Genomic DNA, 23,155 nt, shown 5'->3' on the forward strand with positions numbered 1-23,155 from the left:
AAATTGAGTTTGAATACTTAAGTGAATCTAAAATGAAGGTATATCGAAATCCTCTTATGTGTCTCATTTAATATTTTTAATAGATGGGGTGGGATAAAATTAAGATTACGAGTGCCCCAATAGTTAATGTCAATATCCAGAAGCTTAATCGTATCTAGTAAAGGAATCATTTCATTAACGATCAGTTTTCCAATAATTGTCAATTCATAAGTATCGTTATAATGAGTTACAAGATAATTATCTTCCAGAATTTTAGTTTGAGGAAGTAAGGCCTGTCTTGTTGTCTCCAGGTATTTGAGAAGGTTTTCCATTTCTGTTGGTCCTTCCTGTAATATTATCAATGTGTTTTTTCGTTTTTCCGATTTGAAGATAACATCTAGTATCAATTTTTTCATATATATGGCCACCAACATTTGTATCCATGTGATGGAGTTATATAAGTAAATTGGATGGTAGTAGCAATGGAACTTAAAACCTCTTCGAATATTTAGTCTATGTGAAAGTAACAATACCTGAGAAGTGGTAACAAATGATGAAACTTGGGATCTATCGCTATCCATGCCTGTATTTATTATTGTGCAAAATCAGTGAGCTTGCTGTAAAGAAAAAGGTCAGAAAAAAATAGCATCTTTTCATTCTATTTCAATATCAAAGACATTCAAAAGAGCGATTACTTCTGGAATGGAGAATTTTGTCTTTTTCAGGAAATTATTATTCGGATCGATGTCATAGTTCCTTGCATTCCTAAATGATGTGAAACTCAGGTTTGTATTTCTAAAGAGAGTGTTATTTAGATTAGAACCTTCAAAATTTGCGTTTTTGAGGTTGGTATTCATAAAATCACAGTCATAAACCTGACAATTAGTAAAATCGGTATTCTCCATATTTATATATGAAAATATTGAATAAGAAATGAAAGAGTCTTCAAATCCAATCGTAAATATAAAATCGTTGCATTTTGAAAAATCCAGTCCCTGGATTTTGCAGTTCCTGAACCTTACATCCTGAAATCTTGTGTTATTCAAATCTACGCTTGGTAAATTGCAGTTTTCAAAATTACAATCGATGAACTTTGAATTTTGAAAGGATATACCTGTAAAATTGGTGTTCTCAAAGTTTTCTCCTTCAAACTCTTCATTCTGGTATTCCATGTTCTATAACAGTTGTTCCTATCTAATATAGTTTTTTTAGTTCATCTATGGAAGATTAAGTCACTATGGTCCAGCAGGTCATACAACCTCACCTTTATCAGGTCTGTGATAACAAAAGCCACCAGTGCATACAGCCACACGATACCTGCAAGTTTCCAGCCAATTGGCGATATATAGAAACCATAAACCACAACGAGAGTTGCCAGGAACTTTGTGCCTATTGTTGACCAGAACAGGATACCGCTTGGCCTGATAGACCAGAAAGGACCTCTTGTACGGGCAAGGAATATCGTCAGGTGTCCTGCAACTGCAAGCTTTAGGAATATAAAAGACTGCAATACACCCTGACTGAGATTGAGGACATTCAACCCTATGTAAAAGATTGTAAAGGAAGAAATTACACCTATAATTCCCAGGAAAGTTGCCATACTCAAGACTTCCCTGATGTTCCACTTTTCCGGCATATTGGAATATTTCACATTATCATAGGCTATAGCCATGATAGGACCATCATTGAACAGTGCAAGTAACACTATCATGATGGCGGTCACCGGATAGAAATTAAACGCAATGATAGAAACTGTGATGAAAAACAGGACTCTCACAGTCTCAGCTATTCGGTAAATGGAATAGCTCTTCATGCGCTGGAAAATTTTGCGACTCTCTTTGATGGCATCAATGATCACTGAAAGTCCCGGAGTTGTAAATACGATGTCTGCAGCAGACTTTGCGGCATCTGTAGCTCCGAAAACGGCAATTCCTGCATCAGCTTTCTTCAGAGCAGGAGCATCATTGACACCATCCCCGGTCATACCAACAATGTGCCCTTTTTTTTGGAGAAGCTCGACTATTCTGTATTTATGTTCCGGAAACACCTGGGCAAAACCATCTGATCTTTCAATTAGATCCTGTGCCTGAAGATCAGTTTTGCCTTCAAGCTCCGGAGCACTTATGATATTCGTACCCATATCTATCTGACTGGCAATCTCCTTTGCAATTGCAACGTGGTCACCAGTTATCATCTTAATATCAACGCCCATGGAATTAGCAGTCTTAATGGTCTGAGCTGAATCTTCATGAGGTGGATCATACAGACCAATGAGTCCTACAAAGCTGCATGTTCCATTATCCTCACACTTTGCCACACCCAGCGGACGATAACCTTTAACTGCAAGATCATTTACACTCTTTTCCACCTTCTCTGTTATCATTTTCTTATTTGTGGACATGTCAAGAATGACCTGCGGCGCTCCCTTGATAACCTTAAAGTGCATGCCTTCAGGACTTTCGACACTGGCCTCCGTATGTTTTATTACAGGATCGAAAGGCTTGAACTCTGTTATTTTATAGTCGTCCAGCTTTTTTGTTGAATCTTCCATGGAACTTATTTTTCTGAAGACAGCATTATCGATGGGATCATTATCCTCTTTCCTCGATGCAAAAGCACTGTAGATTAAGAGGTCTTCATCTGTAAAACCATCAAAAGGAATAAGCTCTGATAAAGTCAATTCGTTCTTTGTAATTGTACCTGTTTTATCTGAACACAATATGTCCATACCTGCCATCTCTTCAATTGCCACGAGTTTACTGACAATCGCACCTTTTTTGGCAAGTTCGGTTGCGCCTACGGCCATAGATACTGACAGAACAGCAGGTAGCGCAGCAGGTATTGCTGCAACCACCAGAACAAGAGCGAATTGAAGAGTATCCGGAAGACTTTCGTGCCTGAATATAGCAACCATGAAAACTATGGCTACCAGTCCGGCAGCAAGGAATATCAGGTAATCTCCTATCTTTACGATTGCTTTCTGGAAATGACTCTGTGTCTTGACATCTGCAAGCAGTTCTGTGGTTTTACCAAAAAAGGTATTCATCCCGGTGGCAAATACTAACGCATTCATTTCACCTTTCTGAATAATGGATCCGGAATATGCAATATCTCCTAAAGCTTTGTCTACCGGAAGTGATTCTCCTGTCAGGGCGGATTCATCCACCTGAAGATAATCACCATCAATAAGTTTAACGTCAGCAGGAACAATATCTCCTGAACGTAAGCGGACAATATCTCCGGGAACAAGTTCTCTGGAAGCCATTCCTTTCCAGTCTTCATCCCGTAATACTCTGGCCTGCAAAGCCATTTTCTTTTTTAGCAATTCAATGGCATTATCAGCCTTATTTTCCTGCCAGAACCCAACCACAGCATTAAGGAGCAACAATATTGAGATAATGATGAAATCTCCCCAGTGTTGTATGATTGCCGAAAGGATAGCAGCAATTTCAATCATCCAAGGAATAGGGGCCCAAAAATAACCGATGAATTTTTGAAACGGATTGGTCTTCTTTTCAATAAGCTCATTGTAGCCATATTTCTGAAGACGCTCACCAGCTTCAGCATCAGAGATGCCCCCTATGCTGGAATCTAGTTTTGTAAATAGCTCATCGATATTTAGCTCTTTTACATTTCCAATTGTGTGTGATGCAGGTTCTTCCATTTTGACTGTCTCCCATAAAAGGTTACATGGACATATTGCTAAACTCACCCCAATGAGCTGCAAAATATGCAATGGTCCAAACCAGCATTATAAAGTAAAGTACATAAAGGAAAGTTGTGATAGGACCATGAGATTCGGCAATTATTCCACCAAATTCCTCTGCATGGGAATTTGCATCTTTCAGAGAGTAGTGATCCTGGTTCTTTGCGCTCAGCCATACCAGTACCAAACTTGAGAGTACTATGAGAACGGTTATCCATACTAAAGAGTTCACATAGCTTGCATATTCCAAGGTGAAACTCATATTTTCTCCCCCTGATGATTATTTGTTTCACTCCTATTTGACATTTCGTCAGGTATCTCCAGGATCCTGTATTTTGCTTCCTCGATATCTGTGAACTGTCCGGTTCTAATTCCCCATATCAGAAAACCAAGGAAAATAAGGAATAATGAAAATGCTGTGATGAGCATTGCCAGATTATATTCATCCATATCATCAGCTCCTCATATTTCTTGCATAGTTACTTTCGTACAATGGTCCCCATTTTGCATTGTAGTCATCCGGTGTGGCAAAGTGTTGGATGTAGAATATCGCCATGTACATCTCATCATCACTTAGAGAATACTTCCATGGAGGCATATTCGTAGTTTCCACGCCCTCCTTAACTTTCCAGACGTACTGTCCATAGTACTTGAAATCAGCACCTGATTCTGTGAAATTTGCAGGTTCCGGATCAATGTATCCTCCAGAGCTTAGAATAGAGGCAACACCATCTCCCTGTCCGCCCTCACCGTGACACTGTGCACAGTACAAGTTGAAAATCATCTGTCCCTTCTCGAACTGGTCCTGAGTACCTTCAATAGGCGGCACGATATGGGTCTGATTTGAAAAATTAATAGCTTCACCATCAGATACATCACCACTGACCGTCCTTATCGATCCTGTTGTAAAACTCATTTCATAGAGATTTATCTTCCATATCTCAGTTTCATTGAGACTTAGTTTCCAGCTTGGCATTGCCGTACCTGGCACACCCTCGCTTACTCTCCAGAAATGATATGAATCGCCTGTTTCAGGCATGTAGCTCATGATTCTTTCGTGAAGATTGGCGGGCTGGGTTACAACATGTCTTGCATATGGACCCTGGGCATTTCCTGAACAACCATGACATGCAAGACAACGTTCCGTGTAAGTTTTCTTACCTTCTTCAAAGATAGCTGCAAACTCTGCCCCTGTTTTTTCGTCTCCTGTATATGTCTGATTACTGGAATTATAATTCTGCATCGCAACAGACATAGAATCGGCAAATGGTTGCGTTTTATCTTGATACTCATAAGGTACTTCCGGATGGAAACTCATTACAGTAAGGTTATTTGTACCGAGGTTCTGGATATATGCAACCAGGGAATCCAATTGCGTATCTGAAAGGAATCCGAAAGGTGGCATAATGGAACTCGGACTGGTTGTTCTTGCATCCGTGTCATGAAGATAATGCCACTCAGTTGGTCTCATACCGCCTATCTGCGATAAATCCGGACCAGTACGTTCTGTTCCCAGAAGATGAGGAGAATCATAATAATAATCTCCCTGCTCAGATATTCTTCCAATAGCCCAGTCCTGAGGTCTTACAAATTGTGAATGACAGTAGAAACAGCCCATATCTGTGTATATTTCCCTTCCCTTTGCTTCTTCTATCGTATATGGATGAGCTATATCCGTGGCATTCACAGTATCAAGATTAAGTGCTGGCATGGCAACGACCATCCAGGTCATGAGAAGGAAAAGAGCCAGACCACCCACCACTATAACAGGCATACTCATGGCATGCTGAGACCGTTTCTGCAACTTAGAATGTGGCCTTGAACTTTGTTCGGGAGATATACTGAAAATATCTTCTTCAACATGGGGTTCTTTTGAATGTGTAAAGGTCAGCAGTGTATTATATGCAAAGACATACCCTGCCAGTACAACCATTCCTCCACCCATGGCTCTGGTAACATACCAGAACTGGAGGAGCTTTAATACAGGAGCAACAGTGATATTCTGGAACCAGGCTGAATTGGCGACCAGTCCTGCTATGGTCATGGATAGAAAAAAACTGGTAAAACCAATAAGTGCAAGCCACCAGCTGATACTCATAAGCCTGTCACTGTATATTTTTGTCCGGGTTATTTTAGGTATCAGCCAGTACATCATTCCGATTGCTAGAAATCCGAATCCTCCGAGTATTGCCAGATGAGCATGTCCTACTGTCCACTGGGAGAAGTGCAAGAATGAGTTTGTCCCCCTGAGTCCCTGAAGACTTCCCTGTACAGAAGTGAGAACGTAGAAAAAGAATCCTGTTACAATGAATCTGAATGGGATGTTCTCTGTAAAAATGTTCCATGAACCTCTGAGCGTCATTCCCAGATTTACTGCAAATGTAACTACAGGTACTAACATCAAAATACTCATAACAACTGCAATAGTCTTCACCCATTCAGGGATTGCAGTTTGAAGTAAATGATGGCCTCCAACACCTGTATAGAAAAAAGCAATGGTGAAGAAACTGATCACAGAAAGGAGATGACTGTACAGAGGCCTATTTATGATACGTGGGACCGCATAATACCATGTACCTATTCCAAGGGTGGTAAACCAGAGCCCCAGGACATTATGGCCGTAGTACCAGTTAAATATAGAATCCGTAATTCCTACCAATGCTCCCGATGGAGGTCTCCACATGACATTACCGATGAAATAGACTATAGGGAACCAGATGAAAGTGCCTGTGTAGTACCAGGTTGATACATAGAGTTTTTTCTCGGTCCTTCGCCCAAAAGTCGACAATATATTGTACAATATCATCAACAATGTCACCATAATCAGAACATCAATTGACCATGGAAGTTCTGCATATTCCCTTCCCTGAGTATTTCCAAGAAACAGGATCATTGCTATACCAGTCAAAAGAGCAAGATTCCATAAAATCGCAGAAAGTTTTGTAAGTCTGGCACTATAAATGGGAGTATTGACCAGCCTCGGAATGGCCCAGAACATCCCGCCTATCAGACCAGATGAAACAAAACCAAAAAGTACACCGTTAACATGAGCAGGCCTTATTCTGCCAAAGGTCAAAAAAGCTGCGTCGCCTAAAAAATACGGCTGGAAGAACTTAATTGCCAGTATGAACCCAAGTGTGGCAAATATCGGGAACCATATAAGTGATCCCAAAAACCAGTATTTTACAGCATCGTCGCCTTCGAGGAACTTATCCTTGGCAAGCTCGTTTCTGTTATCATTATCTTTTATTTCAGTTCCATCTTGAGCAGATAATTCGCCTTCTACTCCCCCACCGTCGTTAAATTCCATAATATACGACCTCCTTCAAGGAAAACATTGAGTGGATTTGAAGCATAAAAGGTTCCCCAACCTTTACTTCTCAATAACAAAGGGAAGTGATTACTATTTAATTATGTCTATAACTGTACAACTTTTCATGTTTCATCATTGTACAAATTATATTAGATAAATAAGTCTGGATATTTTAAGACCTACCCCTTATTCCAGGGTCAAAAGTATTTAAATACCCAACAACTAAGTTATTATTAACTGGAAAATGGGGTGAATATATGAAATATAAATTAATTCTTGTATTGTTCTTAGCAGCGATAATGTTGACAGTGGCACCTATGGCATCAGCAAAATCAAGTTTTATGAGTTCTTTCAACAATTACTATGATACCGGAGACACCAGGCTTGATTCATGTGCAATCTGTCACTCAGGTCCGAATGGTGGTTCTTTGAATTCTTATGGAAGAGCATATGGGGGAAATTATGCGTCAATTGAAGATCGTGATTCAGATGGTGATGGATTCAGCAACCTGGATGAGATAAATGCCCTGACTTTCCCGGGTAATGCCAATGATTTCCCCGAAATTGCAGCTGAACCTGTAGTTGAGGCTATACCTGAACTCATATCTGAAACACCAGTCGAAGAAACAGTAGACGATCAAAACATGGAAGAGCCAATTGTTGATGAAACTCAGGAAGAAACAACAATTGAAGAGCAAAGTGACGAAGCAACAACTGAAGAGCAATCTCCAGGGTTTGAAGTTATTCTTGCAATTGCCGGAATTTTTTCAGTAGCATATCTGAAAAGACGGGTATGACCTGAAATGAGTTGAAATCAGACAAACTATATTAGAATTAGTATATTTTATTCTGACATTCAGTCAGGATTTCTCTTTTTTATGTAAGGTTATGAAACAGAGGCATAGTCATCGTTGATATTTATATTTTTAATTTATTTTTTAATCTGGTGTTTTTGTTTAGATATTTTGTATGGAGTAAGGATTACTTTTCACAGATATCAATTAATTTCATTAGTAATTCCGTTCTGCTTCATCCAATCTACTAAATATTCAATTTCAGCAAGCTTATCCTCGAGAGATTGGAGACGCTTATATTCTTCATTTAAGGCAAAGTCAGTAAAAGAGTCCATGATACTAAAATTACTTTACTAATACTTAGTTTTTATCGAATAGTACAGGGTATCGATGGCAGTTTATCGAAATCCTCTTTAGACAAATCCAACATCTCGTTTTTAAAAGTAGAATCCACAGAAGTCGAATATCACATACTCAACACTATTATATATCATGGGTTATATATTACCGCACTAATTAATGTAATGATTATTTTTAAAAAAAGTTCATTTGGATACGTAGGTTCTTTTTGATAGGAAAGGTGTCGTATGAATGCAGAAATACTACTAGCCCTCATAAATAATGCGGCTTTACTTCTTGCTATAGGTGTTTTGTACGAAGTTCTTTTCTTCAATATGGACACTAACACACGCTTTAAAGGAATAGCTGCGGGTATAATCATTGGTTTGATAGGCATTGCCTTGATGCTAAATCCATGGGAGCTTTCCCCAGGATTATTCTTCGATACACGTACTATTCTGCTAAGCATAGTTGGTCTATTCTTTGGATTTATTCCCGCAGTTGTTGGAGCACTTATCATCAGTTGTTACCGCCTCTATGAAGGTGGTGTTGGAACAATTGTTGGTATTGCTACAACAGTAAGTTCTATGACATTGGGACTGCTATGGAGACAGTTCCATGACAGATTCCAGAAGCTCTTCGGTAAGTTTGATTTATACTTTTTTGGTATTCTAGTTCACATTGTCATGCTTATTTGCATTTTACTGCTTCCCTGGCCGTTTGCTTTCGAAGTTCTAAGCCATATCAGTTTTCCGGTAATGCTGATCTATCCGATTGGAACTGTATTGCTGGGAAGTCTTCTGAAAAATCAGTTGTCTCGTAAAGAAACTCAGGTTGCTCTGAAAGAGAATGAGGAAAAGCTTCAAAACTTCATAGATAATGTCCCGGTTGGAATTTTCCGCACAAGTTCCGAAGGAAAAATAGTTCAGGTAAATCCGGAAATGGCTCATATTGTCGGTCAGAGTACCCCTGAGCAAGCCATCAGTTACTTACAGGATATGGACGAAAACTATTATGTTGACCCCAATTGCCGTAAAGAACTAATCAACTTCCTTAAAACGAAAGGCTATGTTGAGAATTTTGAATATGAGGCTTTACGTGCAGATGGTAAGCACATTTGGCTACTGATGAATGCAAGGACAAGCGATGAACTGAAAGGAGGTTCATTCGTAATTAATGGTTTTATCCTTGATATCACAGAGCGCAAACGAGTGGATGAAGCACTGAAACAAGCCGAACGCAAGTACCGGCGGGCATACAATCTCATGCAGGGAGTGATTGAAAGCCCTGAAGATGTCGTTATATTCGCTCTTGATGGAGAATATCGATATCTTGCCTTCAACAAAAATCATCAGATAACAATGGAAAATATATGGGAGGCAAAGATAGAGGTTGGCGTTAGCATGCTCAATTACATCAGAGACCCTGCAGACAGAGAGAAAGCAAAAGTGAATTTTGACCGGGCACTCGCTGGTGAAGCTTTCACTCTAATTGAAGAATACGGTGATTTGTTATTCGAAAGAAGATGGTATGAGAATGTGTATAGTCCTCTTGAGGATGACGAAGGAAGTGTTATTGGAATCACACTGTTTTTATCAGATATCACTGAGCGCAAGCAGACTGAAATGGCTCTTATTCAAGCCAGGGCACTTGCTGAAGAATCAAACCGCATCAAATCGGAATTCATTGCAAATATGAGTCATGAGTTACGTACACCCCTCAATTCAATTATTGGTTTTTCCCAAATTTTGACTGAAGAGATAGTTGGTAATTTGAATGAAAAGCAAGTGAAATATGTCTCTAATATTCAAAAAAGTGGGAATCATCTGTTGGGTCTAATCAATGATATACTTGATATTTCTAAAATTGAATCCGGCAATATGAAATATGAACCTGATAAAATAAATCTGCAACAATCAATTAATGAAGCTATTTTGTTAATGGAGCCTATGATTAAAACGAAATTAATTGATTTTAAATTCAACACGGATCTTAAAAATCTGGAAACGTATGCTGATAAGATAAAAATAAAACAAATTATGTATAATCTTCTTAGCAATGCAATTAAATTCACACCTAAAAATGGGAAAGTCTGGATCGATTCCAAACTTATTAATAATAAGATTCAGATTTCCGTATCTGATAATGGCATTGGTATTCCTCTGGATGAACAAAAAACCATCTTTGATTCATTCAAGCAGGTAGATTCATCCGAGAATCGTGTTTATGGTGGAACCGGATTGGGACTTGCAATTGTTAAACATTATGTGGAGATGCATTCCGGAGAAATACATGTTGAAAGTGAAGTTGGAAAAGGAAGTACATTCACGTTCACAATACCTATAGATACTATTTAAATAAAATATTCAGATCGATTGATAATTCCTTACTTTCCTCGTTTTCTTTATGGGAGAATTCAGAGCAAATAGTCAATCAATCACAGGATTATATTTTAGGCTTTAATTGTCTCATCTATGATTTTCAGGAAACAATTTTACGATAGAATGGACAAATGATCAAATCGATTTGCAAAAACTACAAATTCAATGTAAACGAATTTATTCATGGAGAGTATCAATGGATAATGACAATAAACCTGTGATCAAGGTTTCAAAAAATGGACCACTCATTGTGAAAAATCTAAAAACGCTTAGAAATTCAAAGAGTGCTTTCATTGAAACTCGTCCTACTATGACACTGTGCAGATGTGGAGAATCCGAAAAAAAGCCATTCTGTGATGGAGTGCATCTGAAGAATGGATTCTCAGGGGAGAAAAAAGATGACCGTATTCCTGATAAAGTAGACAGCTACGAAGGAAAGCAAATCACCATCCATAATAATAAGGGAGTATGTTCACATATTGGCAACTGTGTCTTCAATTTACCTTCAGTATTTAGAAAAGGAATGACACCCTGGATCGATCCTGATGGTGCAGACCCGGAAGAAATAATAAAAATCATCAAAACCTGTCCTTCAGGTGCATTGAGTTATACCGTTAACGGAGAATTTCATAAGGAATATCCTCATGAACCGGAGGTCTTCATCATAAGGAATGGACCTTACAATGTTATTGGTGGAATAAAATTCGATGATTCGGATGGTTCAAAGCCTGAAACAGAGGACCATTATGCTCTGTGCAGATGTGGTGCTTCCAAAAACAAACCGTTCTGTGATGGTACCCATCTATTTATTGAATTCAAAGACAGGAAAAACTAAATCTTTCTGCTTTTCATTTATTATATTTCATCATTGGCACTATTATACTGGGTTTGCGATAGAAAAACCTTATATTGATGGCAACCTATTGGAAGGCGGTGATCGTGTTGAAAAAAGACCTTATGGAAATTCTTGCATGTCCTGTGTGTAAAGGGGACCTTGTCCTCAACATAGAAAAAGAAGACAGCAATGAGGTTTTATCGGGCACCCTGTACTGTTCTGTATGTAATGAATACTACCCTATAGAGGAGGGTATACCAAATATGCTTCCTCCTGAACTCAGGGAATAACACTGGTGAGGAAATTCAATTGCAACAGGTGCATATTAACAGACTGGGAGTAAATTCGATAGAATTCGAAATGGATACTGTTGAGTTACCTTTATCCCCTGGTGAGGAACGTAGTTTTGAAATTGTAATGATCAATTACGGTGCACCAACTCATATTAATTTATCCGTCGGTGAATCCTTAAGGGAAAACATTACTGTTCTTGAAGATAATCCATATGTGAGGCATGAGGAGTATATTCCTTTGATTGCAAGGATTCCATATGATGGGAGAGTCTATACTAAAGGACAGTTCTTTATTACAGTTGGTTATGGTTCCAAAAGACAGGCATTTGATCTGAATCTGGGTTATCCGAATCCAAGTGAAAAAAATTATGGCGTAGACGTTGACGAATCATTGTACAAGCCAGCACAGTCTTCTAAACAATCCAAATCTCCAAAACATTCTAAGTCTTCTTCTTCTGGTATGTATGAGCGTGAACATTGGAGTGCTCAGCTTCCTTCAATATCTGCTGAAATGATACAATCTGCTTTGAAAATAGCTGCTCCTCATTCAGGAAGTATTTTCAAAGTATTTATAGTATTATTAATATTCTCTGTGCTTGCCATAGTAGTGACGTCTATAGATTTTTCACGGTTCTTTGGTTTTTACCCATCTGTATTCTATTCAATTTTACTGACGTATTTTATGGTTTATCTGTTAATAGGACTTCCAAAAACGAAAAGATAATCAAGGTAGATGATTAATATGAAATATATCATAGTAACCGGCGGCGTAATGAGTGGGCTTGGAAAAGGTATTACCACTGCTTCTATCGGGCGTAACCTGAAGAACAAGGGGTACAAAGTTACGGCCATCAAAATTGATCCTTACATAAACATTGATGCAGGTACTATGAGTCCTTTCCAGCATGGTGAAGTTTTTGTTCTTAAGGATGGAGGTGAAGTCGATCTTGATCTTGGAAATTATGAACGTTTCCTTGATACCGAACTTACAAGAGAGCATAACCTGACCACAGGAAAGGTGTATGAGTCTGTCATATCCAAGGAACGCAGGGGCGAATATCTTGGAAAGACCGTGCAGATTATTCCTCATATTACAAACGAGATCAAGGACCGTATACGTAGAGTAGCTGCTAAGAGCGGTGCTGATATTTGTCTTATAGAGGTAGGTGGTACCGTTGGTGACATTGAGAGTATGCCTTTCCTTGAAGCTGTAAGGCAGATGCACAGGGAAGAACCAAAGGAAAATCTTGCTTTTGTGCACGTTACCCTTGTTCCTATGGATCCACAGGGTGACCAGAAGACTAAACCCACGCAACACTCCGTAAAAGAGCTAAGGGAACTTGGTCTTAAGCCCAATATTATAGTTACAAGATGTCATGAACCTCTGCTTGAAGGAACCATTTCCAAGATATCACTTTTCTGTGATGTTTCAGAAGAGGCTGTCATAAGTGCTCATGATGCCAATGATATCTATGAAGTGCCCTTGATGCTTGAAAAAGACGGACTTACTGATTTCCTGATGAAACACCTTGAACTGAGCTCCGCCGAATCAGATGATTCATGGGCCAGAATGGTTGACAGGATGCACAACCTCAAAGGTGAGGTAAAGATAGGAATTGTTGGTAAATACACACACCTTGAGGATTCATACTTGAGTATAAGTGCTTCTATTAAGCATGCTGCAATTGAATGTGGCGTTAATTATGAAGTATGCTGGATTAATGCGGAATCTTTTGAAGAACATCCTGAAATAATTTCTTCACTTTTCGGATACGATGGTATACTTGTTCCGGGAGGTTTTGGTGAAAGAGGTACTGAGGGTAAAATCAAGGCAATACAGTTTGCCAGGGAGAACGATATTCCTTACCTTGGTCTTTGTCTTGGTATGCAGCTGGCTGTCATAGAGTTTGCTAGAAATGTAGCAGGTCTTGAGAATGCAAACAGTACAGAGTTCGATGAGAACACGCCTTACCCTGTAATTGATCTGCTTCCAGAGCAGGAAAACGTTGTTGACATGGGTGCGACAATGCGTCTTGGTGATTATTATGCAGACCTGAAAGCAGGTTCATTGGCAGAAGAGATATACGGACAGTCTCAGATAATAGAGCGCCACAGGCACAGGTACGAGGTCAATCCTAACTATGTTGAAAGGATAGAGGATAGTGGAATGTTGTTCTCCGGTAAAAACAGGAACAGGATGGAAATAGCAGAGATACCTGGCAAGAAATTCTTCTTTGGATCACAATTCCATCCGGAATTCAAATCTCGTCCCGGTAATCCATCACCACCTTTTAAGGCTTTTATTCAGGCGATGCTGGATTAAACGTAAAGAGCTTATTGATTTAAAAAAGAAAGCCCGCTTTCTGTGGGCTTTAACTCATTTTTAATGGATTCGTTTTCATATACTCCCTAAGCACAGTTGTTGCATAACTTCCCTTTGGAAGGGAAAATGTTAGTGTTGCCTTGCTTTTTCCAGGGTTAAGCTCGTCCTCTTCGGTTTCAAATTCAGGTTTGCAGTTGAGAAGTATTTCCCTGCGCAGTCCTTTTGATGCAAGAGCAGGCATTTGTTTCATTCGGAAAGCTTCCTGTGGCACTCCGTTATCTTCAAACATCTTCCTCTCGAGTTCTCCTGGCACATCGGTAGCGAATTCAGTTTCATACCCTACAAGGGGTGCTGTTACAAATGCCCTTTTTCTTTTGAGGAGATTGTTCATGCCATCAACGTTATTTTCAGCTGTTTTCTGCATTTTTTTAACATCCGGAAGACCTTCTTTGTTCTTGAAACAGATGATATCTCCTGGATGGGCTTTGTCCAGTGGAAGTCCCTGCTCTATTCTTTTGCAGATAACGCGGTTAAAGATGTATGACTGGTATGCATGTATGAACATCCTGCTTATATTTTCTGAAAGTACACCGAATGAACCTGCAAAATCGCCCGGATTTTCTACAAGATAATGCATCATTGCTCTTTCATACCTCAGGCGCAATGGGTATGTTTTAAGTCCTTCAACAAAATCTCTTGTTTCCCATACATGGTCCCTTGCGTTTTGCACATCTTCCGGCTCATCCAGGAAGGACTGTGCAATGTATATGAGTGCAGCTTTTTCGAAATCGCCTTTAAGGAGCTGTTCTCCAACCATGTGGGTAACAGGCCTGATCGCTCCAAATCTCTGAATACCAAAAAAGTTTGGAACTCCACCAAAAGCAAGTATCTCTTCAGTTGTGTTCCTTAGTATTTTTTCCAGTTCATCGGGCTTAAGGTCAATATCTCTTATCGTAATTTTGAATTCGTTGCCATAGAGATCACCGAGTCCAATGGACCGTGTAGACTTTCCTATTACTTTCACTTCCACATCCTTAAGGTAAAAGTTCTCAATATCCTTTTCAGAAATATCATATATGCTGATCTTCTGAGTGGTCTTTGCTCTTTTGTCCTTTGTACCGGCAAATCCTATTCTCTTCTGACTGATGCCAAGTTTACGTGATACATCTCTGATAAGGTGGTGCATATCCCAGTTTGTCTTCGTAATTTCAAGAATTAGCTGCTTTCCGCTGTCACCTTCTTCACGGTTTGTTATTTCTCTGACAATAAAATCCTCAGGTTCCTGTCTCAGCACACCACCAATTCCTTTGGCATGTGTACAATAAAGCTCAATTCCCATTTTTTTTTCAATCGGTGGTATCATTTGTAATCATCCTATATGTAGGGTGCAGTATCAATCACGGTGACTGTGCTAGTGTTAAGGAAAGTCCAGCCTTCATCGGTGGGGGCTGTTCCGCTAGGCAGCCCGCCTGCATATATGCTGGATGTCGGGTCAAGCATAAGCCAGGATCCATACTGATCAGTAGTATAATATATAGGCACAGAGCCGTAATAATTCTCTATAGACCTTCCTACTTCTTCAATGTCGTTTCCTATATATACTGTCGCAAAGGCATGTGTGTCTGTCAGATATACTCTTGAAGTCCCTCCAATGGCTTCTATTAACGATGCCAGGAGGATTGCATAGTCATCACAGTCTCCTGCGCCCACTGTAATTGTTTCATCAGGTGTGGACCATAGGTCTCTTCCTCTGGGATCACTGATATACTCTATGCTTCCCCTGGTATCATCGAATAATGCACACACCTGGTATATGTTATATTTCCCCGGATACTTCTTTGCAGAAGCTGCAGCCATTGTCCTGACTTGTATATTATGAGGGTCTATTTTACTGTTTACCAGGTTAAAGACATATTCAGGGTTTGAAGAATATTCCGGTTCCTGCATGGATGCACTTTCCCGAACATTGATAGTCATCTCTCTAAAATCCTCAATCCCGTAATCATGCCATTTTCCCAAATCAGTCTGTGCAAGTATTGCCATCTCAGGCCGGACTTTAAGTTCTTCTACATCATCTGGAACATTCAGTGTAATTATTCCTATATTCCGCTCCTCTTCCGGAAGTATGGTCACACCGGTATCAACCATCGTAGTTTCATTTTCAGATAACAGCAGAAAACCAAATTTGTATATGAAAATTGGGGTATCACCTGTGTTTTTTACGTATACGGTGACAACATTCTTTTTTCCTTCGTAAAATTGCATGTACTGATAATAGCTTGAAATTTGAAAACCCGGAAACAGCTTTGAAGAATTATCCGGTATCTTTTCAGACCTGCTTACTTGCCTGCCTGTAGTAACCGGAACAGTAAGATCATTTGTTTTTATCCTATAATTATCTTTATTGTCTAACTCGCTGGTAGAATAAGAACTTAAAATCTCTCTTACTCTGTCAGTTTGTCCCAAAAGGAAACCCGACGCCAGGATTATTCCAATCAATATTATATAAAAGATGGCATTCCGAACATGATTCTTTTTCATCAAGATCCCTTACCAAATATAAATTCGATAAACCCAACGAAAATTGAATTCACACATTTATATAATTTATGGTTATATTTATACAAGCTTCAGGTTCCCTGTAATTTTATCGATATCATCGGCTTTTGCAGGTCCGATACCAAGTACTGTTACGGTTCCGGGAGCTATTTCTGTTAATCCTGCATCCTGTATGAGTGCTGTTGGAAGTCCCTGTCTTCTTGCCACTTCCTTTAGTTCAAAAAGATCTTTTAATGCAGGTACTCTGAGAACTACTTTTTTCTGCCCGCCTTCTTTCCACTTATCAAGGGTTGTACGGTCAGCCCATTCAGAAGCTGAAACTGCAGCATGTGCAACCTGTACGGCAAGTTTTCCTTTAGATAATTTGAGGTCGTCCCTGATAACGATACATTGTTTATATTCGCTCATTTTTTTATCCTTTAAGGCTGATTTTGAAGCCTGTTTTCTATAGTATTCAATATATGTTCTGCAACATTAATATTAAGGGAGTTATATATACCTGCTCCGGAGGGAGTTGCATTCACTTCCAGAACGAAACACCCATTTTTACCTTCAATAAGGTCTACCCCGGCAAATACTGCTCCAACAGCTCTGGCAGCATTTAAGCAGATATTTTCCTGCTCAGTTGTGAGTTTGCATTCCTCAGAAGTGCCACCCTGGCTCAGGTTATTCAGCCATCCTCCATCTGGTGTTTTCCGATATATTGCTCCTACAACGCTGTCATTGACAATAAATGCACGGATGTCCCGTCCCGGATTCTCTATAAATTCCTGTATGTAAAGAATTCCATTTTCTTCTATATAATGTGTTATAAGGTCATATACTTCTGTTTTATCGGGAGTCCCGTCCGGATTTATGACTTTATTACTTTTTATGCGCTTAATTCCTATCCCTTTGTATCCGAAAATCGGCTTGATTATAACATCTTTCAGGCTTTCGATAAGTTTCATGGCCGATCTAGTTTCTTGTGTGACAATGGTTTTCGGTGTGGGAATCCCGGCTTTAGAGATCAAGCAGCTTGTATGGAACTTATTCGCTGCATTCTGTATGGCAGCTGGGGAATTGATCATAAGTACTCCGCTTTCTTCAAGTTCCCGGAGTACATCAAAACGGAAAACGTGTGCATCGTTTTTTCCAGGTCCCATGTCCCTTATGATAATTGCATCTAACTCTGAAAGGTTAACTCCGTCAGCTTCATGTTTAATGTCTTTTCCAATGGTAGTTCCCACCTTTCCAAGGTCCAGGCAAAAGGTTTCAAAACCTCTTTTTCTGGCTTCCTGTATCAATGCATTTGCAGTCCAGTCGTTTGTGTCTGTAACCACTATTCCCAGTTTTTTCATGTGGGTTCCTTAAGTATTCTGTATAATTAGACTTGTTGCTTATCTGACATTAATGCCTATATCTGCCTGTTACTCAATTTCCTGGATATGCAGCCGGGGACATCAACAACACTTTTCACAGCATCGATTATGATTCCATCTGCTGTAGCTACAACATATGACGAGTCGCAGTTCTTCAGGCCATAGTCTGTATGTTTAGATGTTCTTGCATCTCCTGATATTGAAAGATCTTTCATTCTCTTTCTGATCAAGGCTGCAAGTTCTCCACTGTGCTTCATCTGGGTGTCCAGCAGTATAGTTGCTTTCTTCACTTCTGACATTACAAGGAAAGAGAGCATTTCTTCAACAGTTTCATATGTGATTTTATCGTTCGAATGATTTCTGAAAAGTCCACGAATATCCCTGATAAAAGAATCATCTGCAACCCATGTTCTTTCCCCCTGAAGGATACTTTCCAATGTGATAAGTACATTGTATCCGTCAATAAGGAGTGTTTTTCCTTTGAGTTCCTCGCATTTCAGTTTCTTTTTTCTGCGTTTCACGGATGTATCTGGTGAAAACACCGTACGTGCAAGTATAAATCTGTCATTTTTTCCAAGCCGATAATGATCACTGGTAAACCTGATTGAGCTATCTCTTCTGTATCCTCTTTCAAGGAGATAGCGGATATCTGCTGCAGCTATTGCAAGCTTTTTTGTCTCTTCATCAGCTATTTTTATCATCAGATGTCAATATATAATTCTGTATTTCAGGGGAATTATATGTATCGGAATAAGATGAACAATGTATTGGATTCAAATCGAGTGAACTATATCGTATGAAATTTGCTATTTTCCTGTCCCAGAGTTATTTTATTTATTAAAATCGGGTTTTGTTTATATAGTTTTAATAATATACAGTTTCTGGCTTTGATATTTGTTTATTTAATTTGAAAATAAATGCTAACTGAACATTTTATGAGTGACCGGGATGGATGAGCAAAAAAGAGGAAAGGTGCTTGTAGTTGATGATGAAGTAATGAACATCAGGCTGCTGGAAGCCTATCTAACCCATGATTATGATATATTCTCCGCATCAGGTGGAGTTGAAGCACTGGAAAAAGTGGAGATTCATAATCCTGATATAATTCTTCTCGATCTGATGATGCCTGACATTACAGGTTATGAGGTATGTAAGATACTAAAGAAATCTGAAAAAACCCGTTTTATACCTATTATAATGGTCACAGCACTCTCAAGTCTTGAAGATCGTATCAAGGGTATAAATGCAGGTGCTGATGATTTTTTGACAAAGCCTCTTGACAGGCTTGAGATTAAGACAAGGGTAAGTTCTCTTCTGAGAATAAAAAATCTGCACGATGAACTTATTGCTGAAAGAGATCAGGCACAGAATTATCTGGATCTTGCAGGAGTCATGCTTCTTGTTCTTGATGAAAAGGGTATTGTAAAGCTGATTAACAGGAAAGGATGTGAGATTCTTGGTTACAGTGAAAATGAAATAATCGGTAGTGATTGGTTTGAAAATTATGTACCTGAACTTTTCAGGGAACACGCCCAGCAAGGATTCACTAAACTTCTGTCCAGTGAAAATGTTGGAAATGGGTACTTTGAAATACCATTTCTCAACAGCAATCAGCAAAAAAGAATAATGAGCTGGAACAATATTGTTCTGCGGGATTCTGATGGTACTATAAATGGTCTGCTTGTTTCAGGTGATGATAGTACAGAAAGACTTGAAGCAGAGTCCAAGATTAAAAGAGCCAATGAATACCTCGACAATCTTTTGAAAGCATCTCCGATTGCCATACTTTCTCTTGACGGTAAAAAAAAGATAGTTACAGCTAATAAGAATGCTGCAGATCTTCTCGGTTATGATGTGGGTGAACTAATTGCAAAGCCTGTTAGAAATATTGTGGATGATGTGGACTTACTGGAATTTGCTGACAAAAAAGACTTTGAGATGGCATTTTTCACAAAACACGGCGAAAAAGTCTGGATGAATGTTTCAACTTCTCTCCTTAAGGAAGATGGTGAAAAGGAAGGATTGATAGTTGCACTTCAGGATCGCTCCAGCCTAAGGGGGTTATTCATTACTCCTCTTACTGAAGATGTAGGGGATGATACACAAGATACTGAAGTTGAACTGGAAAGTGGTTATGTTTATCTTTCGGATTGTGAATTTCCTGAAAAATGTTACCAGTTATTCTCTGAACTTGTTAAAAGCGGAAAACCAGGACTTTGCATCACAAGGAGGAACCCGGACAAGGTTCGAAATATGTATGGCATCGCAAAGACGCCTATTGTCTGGTTGACAAAGAATAAGGTAGAAGGCCAGCAATCAATAGATTCAACTGAAATTTTCAGGATATATCCTACAATAGCTGATTTTGTTAATAAGGTAGAAGATGGCGTTGTTCTGATGGATGGTCTGGAGTACCTTATATTGGACAATGATTTCTTATCAGTTGTAAAGCTTGTTGAGCAGACTAATGATACTATAATGGCATCAAATTCAAGGATGGTGCTACAATTGGATTCCGATGTCCTGGAAAAGAAGGAGTTCCATCTGCTCAAAAGATGGATGAAGTCGGTGTAATATTTCCTATGTATATTGCAAGGTAGTTTTATTTTAATTAGACAGTATTACCAATAAGTGTTGTTTTCTCCATTAAGGATATATATTATTTTTACACTAGTATACTTATTTATTCTTTGCACATAAAAGAAAGAGGAGTACAATGCGATTTGTGGACACCATAGGCGGCTTGAATGAGGTCTTTACGACTGATATACCAAAAGGCAGTGTTGTGCTTGTTACTGGTGCAGCAGGTACGTTAAAGTCAGGCTTTACTTTTCAGGTCCTTTCTAATTATCTGGAACAGCAGGATGAGTATGGACTTTATATAACTCTCGAGCAGAGTAAGGATAATCACCTTCAAAATATGGATAGTATGGGCATTAGCCTATCCAAAAAGCTGCATATATCTGATTTTAGTGACTATAGGGTACTATTCGATGATTTCTCAGGTGATTTTCTAAATATTCTTGAGGAGAACATCATCCAGTTCAAAAAGAATGTGGGGGATAAATGCACTTGTGTTGCTATTGATTCTCTTGGTGCGTTGTATTCTCTTCTGGATCTGGAATCCCCAGTTCTAAGGAAAAACATGTACAAAATGCTTGAAACCCTGCGGCGTGAACAATTTACAATTTTCCTCATCCTTGAGGAGGAAAAGCTATCAGGTATGGCAGATTCATCAACTGGTATGGAAGGCTACCTTGCGGATGGTATAATTGAACTTGGTCTTCAACTTAAAGGCAATGTTGCCAATAGGTATCTGAGAGTTCGAAAAATGCGTGCTACTTCTCATAGCATGGAACCCTGGATACTGACGGTCTCAGAGAGTGGCCTCAAAGTATATAAGGGTAATTTCTAATATTTAAAGCTAATATTTTTATACTCTGACATATCATATTCCTGTTGTACAAAAAAAGGGATGGGGGTACGCAGAATATGTTTACACAGTTCAATCAGGCTTTTGCAAATATATTGTTACAATTATTGTCAGTTCTTGTACTGGTTATTGCTGTATCGCAGGTGTCAAAAGACCCTGTGCGCAGACACTGCAAACTTGTAAGTGTTGCAGTATTACTGCAATTTGTATCCATCATTGTGTTCATGTTCCCTGCCATGTCAACATATACTGAGATTGGGGTTGGTTCCTCACTCAGCACACAAATGTACGTGCATCATTTTGCAGGTTTGTTGGTGATTATTTTCTCTATTTACATTAAACTTGCAGTCGATGGCAGAATCAAGCATATAGTTAATCCCTTTAAATTGATGAAAATAACTCTTGTATTGTGGGTAATCGTTTTTATTGGAGGTCTTAGCCTTTATCTTTCACTCTGGGAAGGTATTTCGCTTCTATGATCATCTTCTGTCAACTATGCGTTTTGGTCTTCCTTTGACACGGTAAAATTCCAGTTCTCCGGGTTTTGCATAGTTGAAAAGGATATTCAGGCTTCCGTCAATATATGAATTCTCAAGTTTTTTCTTATAAGCAAAGAAAGAGCGGAGGAAGTTTTCCTGAATGAACTCCTCGTCACATTTCAGACTATCATTACACTCCATACTTACTCTCAGGGTTGTTTCTCCTTCGTCATCCCCTCCATAAAGGAAAGCCTCGTATTCTCCGGTCAGGTACTCCATATTTTCTCTCTGAAAAACTCCCTTTTCAACATCGACACGATTAAATGGAGTGCCTGAGACCCAGAACGTCTCAGCTTCCCTTTCTGGATTCATTATTTTCATGTGACTTCTTCCACAGGCACATTTATCCCGGCTGACAACCACAGTTGTGTCTTCTGTATCATAGTTGATTAGTACATTTCCACTTTTTGCGCCGACAGGTAAAAGTGTCGTGAGTACTACCCTGCCACATTCCCCGTCCCTGACGAACTTGTCCATATGAGGATCATATACATCCAGATGCAGAAGGTCTTCAGGTACATGCAGACCGCTGATATCCGTGCATTCTCCGCACATGGTGCCCTCAGTACTTCCATATGTGTTATAGACTTCACAGCCCCATATATCAGATACGTAATTCCTTGCTTCTTCTGCAAAACTCTCACCACCTATTACAAGGCGTTCAATGCTTGAGCTTGCAGGGTCTGTGCCCTGTTCTTTCATCCTTTTTGCCAGACGGATCAGCTTGAAAATACTTCCAACGATCGATGTCGGTTTGTACGCTTCCATTACTCTCACAGGGAACGTGCACTTTCCTTCAGGTATCATTGTCATACCAATATTCCTGGCTGCAAGAGTCATTGTGTTTGCACCCACGTTCATTCCATAGGAGGCACATACAATAACACGATCACCAGCTCCAAATCCCTGGGACTGGAAGCTTCTTGCATATTTTTCTGCATATCTTTCCCAGTCATCCCATGTAAGGAAAAATGATTTTGGTGTTCCGCTGGTTCCACTTGTTTCATGAATTGTGAATACATCTTTCCAGTCCACCGTCTTAAATCCAAAATCCTCATTCACAGGTGGCTGGTTCTCACGAATAGTTTTTCCAGATATTATGGGAAGTTCCAGGAGATCATCATGTGTCCTGATATCAGAAGGTTTGACACTATTTTCCCTGAACCATTTCTTGTAGAACAATGAGTTCTCTGCAGCGTAGTTTACAGTGTACCTGATTCTCTCCTCCACAAGGGTGTCAAGTTCACTTCTGTCCATTGTTTCTATGTCCGGATTATAGAATCTACCTGATGTCATATTC

21 protein-coding genes and 1 pseudogene are annotated in these 23,155 nt (G+C 39.3%); 9 read left to right on the forward strand and 13 right to left on the reverse strand.

Annotated elements, in window-relative coordinates:
* Positions 1 to 17: 17 nt before the first annotated feature.
* The 6 genes from QZZ23_RS05130 to QZZ23_RS05155 all read right to left on the reverse strand — a co-directional run bounded on the left by QZZ23_RS05130 (position 18) and on the right by QZZ23_RS05155 (position 6,995).
* Positions 18 to 395 (reverse strand): hypothetical protein, encoded by a 378-nt coding sequence (locus QZZ23_RS05130; protein WP_366931319.1) that lies wholly within the window; start codon positions 393 to 395, stop codon positions 18 to 20.
* Positions 396 to 632: 237 nt separating this feature from the next.
* On the reverse strand, positions 633 to 1,151 hold the full coding sequence (locus tag QZZ23_RS05135; protein WP_292467440.1) for a pentapeptide repeat-containing protein: 519 nt from the start codon (positions 1,149 to 1,151) through the stop codon (positions 633 to 635).
* A gap of 41 nt (positions 1,152 to 1,192) precedes the next feature.
* Positions 1,193 to 3,643, reverse strand: coding sequence for a plasma-membrane proton-efflux P-type ATPase (locus tag QZZ23_RS05140; protein ID WP_292467442.1), 2,451 nt, complete (start codon positions 3,641 to 3,643; stop codon positions 1,193 to 1,195).
* Positions 3,644 to 3,665: 22 nt separating this feature from the next.
* Positions 3,666 to 3,947, reverse strand: a complete 282-nt coding sequence (locus QZZ23_RS05145) for a hypothetical protein (RefSeq protein ID WP_292467444.1) — start codon at positions 3,945 to 3,947, stop codon at positions 3,666 to 3,668.
* Positions 3,944 to 4,135, reverse strand: coding sequence for a cbb3-type cytochrome oxidase assembly protein (locus QZZ23_RS05150; protein WP_292467446.1), 192 nt, complete (start codon positions 4,133 to 4,135; stop codon positions 3,944 to 3,946). The genes QZZ23_RS05145 and QZZ23_RS05150 overlap by 4 nt, the downstream gene beginning before the upstream one ends.
* Positions 4,136 to 4,139: 4 nt before the next feature.
* Positions 4,140 to 6,995, reverse strand: coding sequence for a cbb3-type cytochrome c oxidase subunit I (locus QZZ23_RS05155; protein ID WP_292467448.1), 2,856 nt, complete (start codon positions 6,993 to 6,995; stop codon positions 4,140 to 4,142).
* Positions 6,996 to 7,255: 260 nt separating this feature from the next.
* On the opposite strand from QZZ23_RS05155, the gene QZZ23_RS05160 reads away from it, so the two are divergent.
* On the forward strand, positions 7,256 to 7,795 hold the full coding sequence (locus QZZ23_RS05160) for a PGF-CTERM sorting domain-containing protein (RefSeq protein ID WP_292467450.1): 540 nt from the start codon (positions 7,256 to 7,258) through the stop codon (positions 7,793 to 7,795).
* Between the two features lie 236 nt (positions 7,796 to 8,031).
* Here the strand turns inward: QZZ23_RS05160 and QZZ23_RS05165 are convergent.
* Positions 8,032 to 8,127 (reverse strand): annotated as a pseudogene (locus tag QZZ23_RS05165) (IS5/IS1182 family transposase); the annotation flags it as partial.
* 252 nt (positions 8,128 to 8,379) lie between these two features.
* On the opposite strand from QZZ23_RS05165, the gene QZZ23_RS05170 reads away from it, so the two are divergent.
* The 5 genes from QZZ23_RS05170 to pyrG all read left to right on the forward strand — a co-directional run bounded on the left by QZZ23_RS05170 (position 8,380) and on the right by pyrG (position 13,963).
* Positions 8,380 to 10,488, forward strand: a complete 2,109-nt coding sequence (locus tag QZZ23_RS05170) for an ATP-binding protein (RefSeq protein ID WP_292467452.1) — start codon at positions 8,380 to 8,382, stop codon at positions 10,486 to 10,488.
* Positions 10,489 to 10,708: 220 nt separating this feature from the next.
* Positions 10,709 to 11,347, forward strand: coding sequence for a CDGSH iron-sulfur domain-containing protein (locus tag QZZ23_RS05175; protein WP_292467454.1), 639 nt, complete (start codon positions 10,709 to 10,711; stop codon positions 11,345 to 11,347).
* 77 nt (positions 11,348 to 11,424) lie between these two features.
* Positions 11,425 to 11,637, forward strand: coding sequence for a methytransferase partner Trm112 (locus tag QZZ23_RS05180; RefSeq protein WP_292467456.1), 213 nt, complete (start codon positions 11,425 to 11,427; stop codon positions 11,635 to 11,637).
* Between the two features lie 19 nt (positions 11,638 to 11,656).
* Entirely contained in the window at positions 11,657 to 12,364 is a 708-nt protein-coding gene (locus tag QZZ23_RS05185; protein WP_292467458.1) for a hypothetical protein, read from the forward strand.
* An 18-nt stretch (positions 12,365 to 12,382) separates the two neighbouring features.
* On the forward strand, positions 12,383 to 13,963 hold the full coding sequence (gene pyrG, locus QZZ23_RS05190) for a glutamine hydrolyzing CTP synthase (RefSeq protein WP_292467460.1): 1,581 nt from the start codon (positions 12,383 to 12,385) through the stop codon (positions 13,961 to 13,963).
* A gap of 49 nt (positions 13,964 to 14,012) precedes the next feature.
* Here the strand turns inward: pyrG and truD are convergent, their stop codons facing one another.
* The 5 genes from truD to QZZ23_RS05215 form a co-directional block, all read right to left on the reverse strand.
* Positions 14,013 to 15,326 carry a tRNA pseudouridine(13) synthase TruD gene (gene truD, locus QZZ23_RS05195; RefSeq protein ID WP_292467462.1) on the reverse strand — a complete coding sequence of 438 codons (1,314 nt, stop codon included), beginning with the start codon at positions 15,324 to 15,326 and terminating at the stop codon, positions 14,013 to 14,015.
* An 11-nt stretch (positions 15,327 to 15,337) separates the two neighbouring features.
* Positions 15,338 to 16,504 carry a transglutaminase family protein gene (locus tag QZZ23_RS05200; protein ID WP_292467464.1) on the reverse strand — a complete coding sequence of 389 codons (1,167 nt, stop codon included), beginning with the start codon at positions 16,502 to 16,504 and terminating at the stop codon, positions 15,338 to 15,340.
* 78 nt (positions 16,505 to 16,582) lie between these two features.
* Complete coding sequence (gene pth2 / locus QZZ23_RS05205) at positions 16,583 to 16,930, reverse strand: peptidyl-tRNA hydrolase Pth2 (RefSeq protein WP_292467466.1); 348 nt, start codon at positions 16,928 to 16,930, stop codon at positions 16,583 to 16,585.
* An 11-nt stretch (positions 16,931 to 16,941) separates the two neighbouring features.
* A complete protein-coding gene (gene mptN / locus QZZ23_RS05210) occupies positions 16,942 to 17,862 on the reverse strand; it encodes a tetrahydromethanopterin:alpha-L-glutamate ligase (RefSeq protein WP_292467468.1) in 921 nt (306 codons plus the stop codon).
* 56 nt (positions 17,863 to 17,918) lie between these two features.
* Entirely contained in the window at positions 17,919 to 18,584 is a 666-nt protein-coding gene (locus tag QZZ23_RS05215) for a DUF434 domain-containing protein (RefSeq protein WP_292467470.1), read from the reverse strand.
* Positions 18,585 to 18,831: 247 nt separating this feature from the next.
* On the opposite strand from QZZ23_RS05215, the gene QZZ23_RS05220 reads away from it, so the two are divergent.
* From QZZ23_RS05220 to QZZ23_RS05230, 3 genes are all read left to right on the forward strand, one after another.
* The gene (locus tag QZZ23_RS05220; protein ID WP_292467472.1) at positions 18,832 to 20,457 is read left to right on the forward strand and encodes a DUF835 domain-containing protein; all 1,626 of its coding nucleotides are present in this window, start codon (positions 18,832 to 18,834) and stop codon (positions 20,455 to 20,457) included.
* A gap of 142 nt (positions 20,458 to 20,599) precedes the next feature.
* A complete protein-coding gene (locus QZZ23_RS05225) occupies positions 20,600 to 21,298 on the forward strand; it encodes an ATPase domain-containing protein (RefSeq protein ID WP_292467474.1) in 699 nt (232 codons plus the stop codon).
* A 44-nt stretch (positions 21,299 to 21,342) separates the two neighbouring features.
* On the forward strand, positions 21,343 to 21,795 hold the full coding sequence (locus tag QZZ23_RS05230; protein ID WP_292467476.1) for a hypothetical protein: 453 nt from the start codon (positions 21,343 to 21,345) through the stop codon (positions 21,793 to 21,795).
* Here QZZ23_RS05230 and ftsA read toward each other — a convergent pair whose 3' ends face one another.
* Positions 21,796 to 23,151: a coenzyme F390 synthetase gene (gene ftsA, locus QZZ23_RS05235; protein ID WP_292467478.1), complete on the reverse strand. Its 1,356-nt coding sequence runs from the start codon at positions 23,149 to 23,151 to the stop codon at positions 21,796 to 21,798.
* Between the last annotated feature and the right edge of the window lie 4 nt (positions 23,152 to 23,155).

The sequence above is a fragment of the Methanolobus sp. genome (assembly GCF_016278385.1).
Taxonomy (GTDB): domain Archaea; phylum Halobacteriota; class Methanosarcinia; order Methanosarcinales; family Methanosarcinaceae; genus Methanolobus.